The 8,188-nt window shown below is 60.3% G+C and carries 8 protein-coding genes; 5 read left to right on the forward strand and 3 right to left on the reverse strand.

Annotated elements, in window-relative coordinates; translation table 11 throughout:
* Together L0H65_RS09860 and topA are read right to left on the reverse strand one after the other, a co-directional pair.
* A partial coding sequence (locus L0H65_RS09860; RefSeq protein WP_301458703.1) for a glutathione S-transferase N-terminal domain-containing protein occupies positions 1-234 on the reverse strand: 234 nt, incomplete at its 3' end.
* Positions 235-545: 311 nt separating this feature from the next.
* The gene (topA, locus tag L0H65_RS09865) at positions 546-3,257 is read right to left on the reverse strand and encodes a type I DNA topoisomerase (RefSeq protein WP_301458704.1); all 2,712 of its coding nucleotides are present in this window, start codon (positions 3,255-3,257) and stop codon (positions 546-548) included.
* Positions 3,258-3,411: 154 nt separating this feature from the next.
* Here topA and L0H65_RS09870 point away from each other — a divergent pair, with 154 nt between their 5' ends.
* Positions 3,412-3,837, forward strand: coding sequence for a hypothetical protein (locus tag L0H65_RS09870; protein WP_301458705.1), 426 nt, complete (start codon positions 3,412-3,414; stop codon positions 3,835-3,837).
* Positions 3,838-3,850: 13 nt separating this feature from the next.
* On the opposite strand, the gene dprA is transcribed toward L0H65_RS09870, so the two are convergent.
* Complete coding sequence (gene dprA, locus L0H65_RS09875; RefSeq protein WP_301458706.1) at positions 3,851-5,023, reverse strand: DNA-processing protein DprA; 1,173 nt, start codon at positions 5,021-5,023, stop codon at positions 3,851-3,853.
* Positions 5,024-5,168: 145 nt separating this feature from the next.
* On the opposite strand from dprA, the gene L0H65_RS09880 reads away from it, so the two are divergent.
* From L0H65_RS09880 to L0H65_RS09895, 4 genes are all read left to right on the forward strand, one after another.
* The gene (locus L0H65_RS09880; RefSeq protein WP_301458710.1) at positions 5,169-5,606 is read left to right on the forward strand and encodes a TerB family tellurite resistance protein; all 438 of its coding nucleotides are present in this window, start codon (positions 5,169-5,171) and stop codon (positions 5,604-5,606) included.
* Positions 5,603-6,373 (forward strand): phosphate/phosphite/phosphonate ABC transporter substrate-binding protein, encoded by a 771-nt coding sequence (locus L0H65_RS09885; protein WP_301458707.1) that lies wholly within the window; start codon positions 5,603-5,605, stop codon positions 6,371-6,373. Before L0H65_RS09880 ends, L0H65_RS09885 begins: the two co-directional genes overlap by 4 nt.
* 96 nt (positions 6,374-6,469) lie before the next feature.
* Positions 6,470-7,267 carry an ABC transporter ATP-binding protein gene (locus L0H65_RS09890; protein ID WP_301458708.1) on the forward strand — a complete coding sequence of 266 codons (798 nt, stop codon included), beginning with the start codon at positions 6,470-6,472 and terminating at the stop codon, positions 7,265-7,267.
* A gap of 42 nt (positions 7,268-7,309) precedes the next feature.
* Entirely contained in the window at positions 7,310-8,032 is a 723-nt protein-coding gene (locus tag L0H65_RS09895; RefSeq protein WP_301458709.1) for a transporter substrate-binding domain-containing protein, read from the forward strand.
* The last annotated feature ends 156 nt before the right edge of the window (positions 8,033-8,188 follow it).

The raw sequence follows: 8,188 nt of genomic DNA on the forward strand, positions 1-8,188 counted from the left end.
GCCCGGATCGTTTTGACGCAAAGCCCAAAGCATCACCTCAAGGCTTTCGTCCAGCACGCCGCGATCCAGAACCAGACAAGGCACCGTCGCACTCGGCGATGCGGCAAGAAATGCCGCAGGCTTCTCTCGCAGCAAAATCTCGCGCAGTTCTACCGTCACGCCAGAGGCCAAAATCGCCAGTCGCGCCCGCATTGCGTAGGGGCAACGCCGAAAGGAATAGAGGATCGCTGTCATCGTTTCCCCATGCCGGTCAGGACTGAACCGGATTAACCACGTCGCCTGCGCGGTCTACCCTTCCTTGCCAATTCGGCGGCAAATCTCACACAGGCGGCTGAATTCATCTTGGCAGAAATACCTTCAGGGGGTGAATTTGCCGTGAGGCAAAGAGGGGGCGTGAACGCCCCCTGCCCGCGTTTGGAACATGGACCGCTAAAGCCTGTTGCGTTTCATCGGGGGCAGAGATTCGCAGGGTAACCGCAGGCAGCGTTTGCACTTGCAAACGCGTTCGGGTTGCCGGGGGTGGATTCGGTTGAACGCGACACGCTCTACTCAGCGCCTTTCTGGGCGGATTTCTTCGCTGTCGTCTTTTTCGTCGCTGCTTTTGCCGTTGTTTTCTTGACGGCAGCCTTCTTGGGCGGCGCCTTTTTCACCGCAGCCTTCTTTGCCGGTGCCTTTTTCTTCACTCCGGTCTTCGCTGCACGTTCATTCACCAAGGCGACTGCCTGTTCCACGGTCACATCCGCAGGTTCAATGTCCTTCGGTACCGTCGCATTGACCTTGCCCCATTTGACATAGGGGCCATAGCGCCCCGGCATCACCACCATCGGCCCACCGTCGGGATGCTCACCCAAGTCCTTGATCGGCTCCGCCGCCACACGCGCCTTGGAATATTTATTCGCCAGAACCTCCACCGCGCGGTTCATGCCGATGGTGAAAACCTCCTCCACATCGGGCAGGTTGGCATAGGTCTTGTTATGCTTGACGTAGGGGCCATAGCGGCCAATCGCGGCTTCGACCATCTCGCCATCGTCCGGGTGCGGCCCGATCTGGCGCGGCAGGGACAGCAGGGTCAGCGCGCGTTCGAGCGTCAAATCCTCCAGCGACCAGGATTTCGGCAGACTGGCGCGGGGCGGTTTTGGCACCTCCTCCGTCGCCTCACCACGCTGCACATAAGGGCCGAAACGACCATTGCGCAGGCTGATTTCCTCACCGTTGTCGTCCAGGCCAAGCACCTTGCCGTCCATCACCAATGCGGCCCCCTCCTCGCCACCCGGCACAGAAATCGGGCGGGTATATCGACATTCGGGGTAATTGCCGCAACCGATGAATGCGCCACCGGAGCGGGCGGTTTTCAGATGCAGGCGCCCTTCGCCACACAGCGGACAAATGCGCGGATCGGAACCGTCAGCGCGCGCCGGGTACAGATGCGGGGCTAGAAATTCATCAATTTTTGTCAGCACTTCACCAATCCGAAGATCAGCCGTTTCCGCGACTGCCGCCGAAAAATCGCGCCAGAACCGCGCCAGAACTTCTTTGTAGTCCCGCTCGCCGGCGGAGACATCGTCAAGCTCCCCTTCCAGATCGGCGGTGAAATCATATTCGACATACTTCGGAAAATAATTGGACAGGAAAGCGGTTACCAAACGGCCTTTATCCTCCGGAAACAGCCGGTTCTTGTCCTTGCGCACATAGTCGCGATCAACAATCGTCGTCAAGATCGAGGCATAGGTCGACGGCCGCCCGATTCCCAATTCCTCCATCCGTTTCACCAGCGTCGCTTCGGTATAGCGCGGCGGCGGCTGGGTGAAATGCTGCGCGCCGAACACCGATTGGTTGGCGTTGGTCACGGCAGAGGCCACGCGCGTTGCACTGCCTTCGATCACGTCATCCGTTCCCGCGGCGGCCTTGGCAAAGGCTTCTGCGAATGCGCCTTTGACAAAGGACACCGCTTCACCTTGCATGATCTGCGGCAGCCGACCCTCATCGTCATCCTCATCGTCACGGCCTTCCTCATAAAGCTTGAGGAAACCATCAAACAACACGACCTGCCCGGTCGCGCGTAGCACGATCTGCTCATCCTTGCTGCCGACATCCACAGTTGTCCTCTCCAGCCGCGCGGCGGCCATCTGGCTGGCAATGGTGCGTTTCCAGATCAGATCATAGAGCTTCTTCTGCTCGCCCTCCAACCGCAGGTCCGCCGCTGCTTTCGTCATATCGGTCGGGCGGATACATTCATGCGCTTCCTGCGCGTTCTTGGCCTTGTTTTTGTAAACGCGCGGGCTGTCTGGCACATATTTCGCGCCATAACGGTCGGCAATCGTCGCACGGGCGGCGGTCACCGCTTCGGGGGCCATGTCAATCCCATCGGTCCGCATGTAGGTGATATGCCCGGCCTCATAAAGCCGTTGGGCCGCCCCCATCGCCTGCTTGGCTCCCATGCCGAACTTGCGGCTCGCCTCTTGCTGCAAGGTGGAGGTCATAAAGGGTGGCGACGGATTGCGCGCGGCGGGTTTCGCCTCCACCGACAGAACGGCCATCGTCCGAGAAGTGACAGCCTGTACCGCCAAATCTGCCAATTCGACGTTAGAAATGTCGAATTTGTCCAATTTCTTGCCGCCGAGTACCGTCAACCGGGCATCAAACTCCTGCCCGCGCGGGGTTTGAAACCTTGCATTCACACCCCAGAATTCGCGGTGGCGGAACGCCTCGATCTCCATCTCGCGCTCTACAATCAGGCGCAGGCAAACTGACTGCACCCGCCCGGCGGATTTTGCCCCCGGCAGTTTGCGCCAGAGGACCGGCGACAGCGTGAAGCCGACCAGATAATCCAAAGCCCGACGCGCGAGATAGGCATCGACCAGCGGCACATCAATCTGGCGCGGGTTCTTCATCGCCTCCGTCACCGCCGATTTGGTGATGGCGTTGAAGGTCACGCGGCTGACTTTGGTGTCCGGCTTGATGCTTTTGACCAGCGCCTCTTGCAGGTGCCAGGAAATCGCCTCTCCCTCACGATCAGGGTCGGTCGCGAGGATCAGTTCGTTGTCCGTCTTCAAGGCATCGGCAATCGCCTTGACGTGTTTCTTGCTGTCGCTGGCAACTTCCCACCTCATCGCAAAATCCTGCTCCGGATCGACGGAGCCATCCTTTGGCGGCAGATCACGGACATGGCCGAACGACGCGAGAACGGTATAGTTCGACCCCAGATATTTGTTGATTGTCTTGGCCTTGGCAGGCGACTCTACAACAACAACAGCCATAAAAACCTCTTTCCGAAACAGCGTCGACACTGGGCGGGCAAGATGTGGGGCATTGGTACGGAATGTCAATGGAGGCGATTTGCCTTTGCAAAGCGATTGACCTGATTGCATTTTTCGGCCTTCACTGGCAACCAGTCACGAAGGCGCACCACAGATGAAAGCCGTTCTTGCCATTGCTCTGCTTGTCGCCTCTCCGGTCTTTGGCTGGACGGAACCGGCACGGGGTTCCGTTGATCGCGGCGCAATGATGGACGCGCTGCGTCCGCATATCGAGTGGCAGTTGGGCGGACCGGTGGAGTTTGTGATCCAGGATTTGCGCGTGGATGGCCGCGTCGGATTTGCCGCCGTCATGCCGCAACGACCGGGCGGTGGCACCATTGATATCGAGGACACGCCGATGGCGGTGCGCGAGCCGGAGATGCTGGAATTCCTCGATGGTTTGCACATCGAGGCGCTTTATGAAAAGTCGGGTGACACTTGGGTTGTGGTGCAATGGGTCATGGGGGCGACCGATGTGTGGTATGTCGCGGATGAGTTGTGCGCGGCCTATCATCTGGTGATCGGTGATATGTGTCCTTGACCGGCCCGCCGCCTTATTCCACCCGCGACAGCAGCCCCCCGGCCTGACGCAAGACTTTACCTTCAAGCTCCAGCGACAGCAGTTCCGGCGTGATGCGCGAGGGCGGCAAGGCGAGGTCGCGGATCAACTGGTCTTCGGCCAGCGGGCTGGGACCGAGCCGGGCGAGGATTTGGCTGTGCAGACCAGCGGTTTCGGCGAAGGGCCGCTGTTCAGGTGCCGGGCCGGGCAGCGGCGGCGCGGGTTGCAACGGTTCCGCCGGTGTCGTTGGCGCTGGTTTGTAGGTGTGCTTTCCACTGCCAATCGCCTCAATCACGTCGGAAGAATTGCGGACCAAAGTGGCGCCGTCGCGAATCAGCAGGTTGCAGCCAGCGGCGCGGGCATCGAACGGATGGCCGGGAACCGCCAGAACCTCCCGCCCCTGATCAAGGGCGTTGCGCGCGGTGATCAGGCTGCCCGAACGCGCCGCCGCCTCGACCACGATGACGGCCCGCGCAAGGCCAGAAACCAGCCGATTGCGCAGCGGGAAATGTCGGGCTTGCGGAGCCAATCCCATCGGTTGCTCGGAAATCCGGCAGCCTTTGACAGCAATTTCACCCGCCAACCCGGCGTTTTCCTCGGGGTAGATCACATCAACGCCGCCCGCCTGCACCGCGACGGTTCCGGTAGACAGAGCCGCTTTATGCGCCGCAGCATCAATGCCGCGCGCCAATCCCGACACCACGGCAAAGCCGTTTTCACCCAGTGTTTCCGCCAGTCGAACTGCCATGCGCAACCCGAGTGACGACGCGTTACGCGCGCCGACCATCGCCACAGCGGGTCGGTTCAACAGCGAAGCATCCCCGATGCTCCACAGCACCGGCGGCGCATCGCCCAGGTCGTAGAAGGCCGCCGGATACCCCGCCTCCCCCCAGCACAGCATCTGCGCACCGGCGATTCTGGCTTGCGACATTTCGAACCGCGCCACGTCCAGCGGGCAAATGCTGTAGCGTTCGACCCCGGCGGCGGCAGCAATCGCAGGAAGCGCCGCCAGCGCGGCACCGGCATTGCCATGTTCGGCGATCAGGCGATGAAATGTCACCGGTCCAACGCGGCGTGATCGGATCAGCCGCAAGATATCGAGCCGCTCCCCTTCAGTAAAGCTGCGGGGCGTGCTGGGTGGCGTAAGGTCAAACAAGTCCGAATCCATGGTATATCCCAAGGCAATGCCGTGCCAGTTTTTCGCAGCAATGGTTAATATGTGGTGAATCGTTGCCGACTTCCTGCAAGTCAGTTTGCCAACCGACCTCGTATCTGTGATTGGCAGCCCGCCGAAGATTGCTTATATCTGCGCCATGTTTGACGCATTGATCCGCCGTTTGACGGCCCCGACACCCGATACCCTGCCCCAACCCGATGCCGATCTGGCGTTGGCGGCCTTGCTCGTGCGCATTGCGCGGGCCGATGGCGACTATGCGCCGGAGGAGATTGCGCGGATCGACCGCATCCTTGCCAAACGCGATGGCTTGACCGCGGATGCCGCGGCCGCGCTGCGTGCGCGGGCGGAGGTTCTGGAGGAACAAGCCCCCGATACCGTACGTTTCACCCGTGCGCTCAAGGACGCAATCGCAATCGAGGGACGCTGCGAACTTCTGGAGGCAATGTGGTCGGTCGCCCTTGCCGATGCGGCGCGCGACGATATGGAAGACCGGTTGATGCGGCTTGTCGTCAGCCTGCTCGGGCTGACCGATCAGCAATCGGCCATTGCCCGTCAGAAGGCGGCGCAAAGTTGAATGCTGATCTGTCGATGTATGATTTCGGCGATCTGATTGCTGCCAATGATGCCTGGTGGGCATTGATTGCTGAAAACCTGCGCAAACGCAGTGTCGATGCGCCCGAGCATCTGACACGCGGGCAGGATTTGTGGCAGGGTTGGCAATCGCCGGAACTCCTGCTGTCGCAGACTTGCGGCTTTCCCTATCGCGCACGGTTGCATGGCAAGGTTTTGCTTGTCGGCACCCCGGATTACGGCGTCGAAGGCTGTGCGCCAGGGTATTATCGCAGCGTCTTCATTGCCCGCACCGATGATCAGCGCGGCGAACTGGCGGCGTTTGACGGCGTTGCGATCGCCTATAATGACGCGATGTCGCAATCTGGCTGGGCCGGGCCGCAGTCAGAAGCGGCGCGCCGCGCAGTTCGACTGCCTGCCGGGTTGCAAACCGGGGGGCATCGCGCTTCGGTTCATGCGGTGGCGCAGGGGCGGGCGGAGATTGCCGCGGTTGATGCGGTGACATGGCGTCATTTGCAACGGCTGGACCCGGAGGCGCAGGCTGTGCGGGTGGTGGCGATGACGGAACCCAACCCCGGCCTGCCGTTGATTACCGCGATTGGCCGCGATACCGGCGCGCTGTTTTCAGCAGTGAGCCAAGCAATCGAAGCCTTGCCGCACAAACAGAAGGCCGTGCTTGGCATCAAGGGTCTGGTTGCAATTCCGGCGGCGGATTATCTCGCAATCCCGACGCCACCCGCACCGGGAGAGCCCCGCGGTGCCGACGCCTGAAATGGCTTCGCAAAGCAACGGAGCGCAGAATCCCCGTTGCAAAGCCCGGAATTATGCGCCCTACTTGCCGCAAGGCACCAAGCAAAGCGAGAAACCGTGACCCTGCAACAAGTTGAAACGCCAGCCAAAGCCGAAACGCCGGTCATCGAAATCCGCGACCTGCATAAGAGCTATGGTGAGCTTGAGGTGCTCAAGGGCATCGACATGGTGGCGCCGAAAGGTCATGTCATCTCACTTATCGGGTCGTCGGGGTCCGGCAAATCCACTCTGCTGCGTTGCTGCAACCTGTTGGAAGACAGCCAGCAGGGCGTCATCAGATTCGAAGGTGAAGCGGTGCATTGGAAGGGTGAGGGGCGCAACCGCCACCCGGCCGACCGCGCGCAAGTCACCCGGATCCGCACCAATCTGTCGATGGTTTTCCAGCAGTTCAACCTCTGGTCACATATGACGATTCTGCAAAACGTGATGGAAGCCCCGGTCACTGTGCTGAAACGCGACCCGAAAGAGGTGGAGGAAAAAGCGCGGCATTATCTTGACAAGGTGGGGATCGGCGATAAGGCTGCGGCCTGGCCCGCGATGCTGTCGGGTGGCCAGCAACAGCGCGCCGCCATTGCCCGCGCCTTGTGCATGGAACCGCGCGCCCTGCTGTTTGATGAGCCGACCTCCGCGCTCGACCCGGAGCTGGAGCAGGAAGTGGTCAAGGTGATCAAGGCGCTGGCCGAGGAAGGTCGCACCATGTTGCTGGTGACGCATGACATGCGGCTGGCGGCGGATGTGTCGGACCATGTGGTGTTCCTGCATCAGGGAAAAACCGAAGAAGAAGGCCCGCCGCAAGCGGTTTTCGGAAACCCGCAGACAGATCGTTTGCGTGGCTTCCTTTCCGCCGGTGGCTGAGGCACAAAGAAACATCAACACTTTACGATAGGGAGTTATCAAATGAAAAAGCTGATCCTGACAACCGCGCTTCTGGCGCTTACTGCTGGCGTGTCGCTGGCCGATACCGTTCGCATGGGCACCGAAGGGGCGTACCCCCCCTACAACTTCATCAACGATGCCGGTCAGGTTGATGGCTTTGAACGCGAAATCGGTGATGAGCTATGCACCCGCGCCAAGCTGACCTGTACCTGGGTCACCAGCGATTGGGACAGTATCATTCCGAACCTGCAATCGGGCAACTATGATACGATCATTGCCGGGATGAGCATCACGGAGGAACGCAAGCAGGTCATTGACTTCACGCAGAATTATCTGCCGCCTACGGCCAGCGCCTATATTGCGCTCAGCCCGGATGTTGACGTGAAGAAAGCGATTGTGGCCGCGCAAACCGGCACCATCCAGGCCGCAGCGGTGGCCGAAAGCGGTGCAACACTGTTGGAATTCGCGACCCCGGATGAAACCGTGGCTGCCGTGCGCAATGGCGAAGCCGACGCGGTGTTTGCGGACAAGGATTATCTCGTCCCGATCGAGGCGGAATCCGGTGGCAAGTTCGTCTTTGTCGGCGGTGACGTTGCCATCGGCGAGGGTATCGGCATCGGCTTGCGCAAATCCGACACCGAATTGAAAGCAAAGCTCGACGATGCGATCACCTCGATGAAAGCGGATGGAACCTTGAACACCGCGATCAAGAAATGGTTCGGCGACGACGCCAAAACCTTCTGAATGATCTGAACCAAGGGGCGGCGCCGCCTTTTCCACAAGAAAAGATGTGCGCCGCCATTGCTGGAAAAACATGCTTTCAACCTGCGCCGATCCTGACACACTCGAAGGGCTGACATGGCTCTCCTGCTACCTGACCACAGGCAAGCATGTTGATTT

The organism is Pseudorhodobacter sp. (assembly GCF_030452865.1).
Lineage (GTDB): Bacteria > Pseudomonadota > Alphaproteobacteria > Rhodobacterales > Rhodobacteraceae > Pseudorhodobacter.

What these genes read in the sequence shown, in the direction of transcription:
- dprA (WP_301458706.1), bottom strand. Translation starts at nt 5,023, where the DNA reads ATGGATTCGGACTTGTTTGACCTTACGCCACCCAGCACGCCCCGCAGC.
- L0H65_RS09870 (WP_301458705.1), top strand. Translation starts at nt 3,412, where the DNA reads ATGAAAGCCGTTCTTGCCATTGCTCTGCTTGTCGCCTCTCCGGTCTTT.
- L0H65_RS09880 (WP_301458710.1), top strand. Translation starts at nt 5,169, where the DNA reads ATGTTTGACGCATTGATCCGCCGTTTGACGGCCCCGACACCCGATACC.
- topA (WP_301458704.1), bottom strand. Translation starts at nt 3,257, where the DNA reads ATGGCTGTTGTTGTTGTAGAGTCGCCTGCCAAGGCCAAGACAATCAAC.
- L0H65_RS09895 (WP_301458709.1), top strand. Translation starts at nt 7,310, where the DNA reads ATGAAAAAGCTGATCCTGACAACCGCGCTTCTGGCGCTTACTGCTGGC.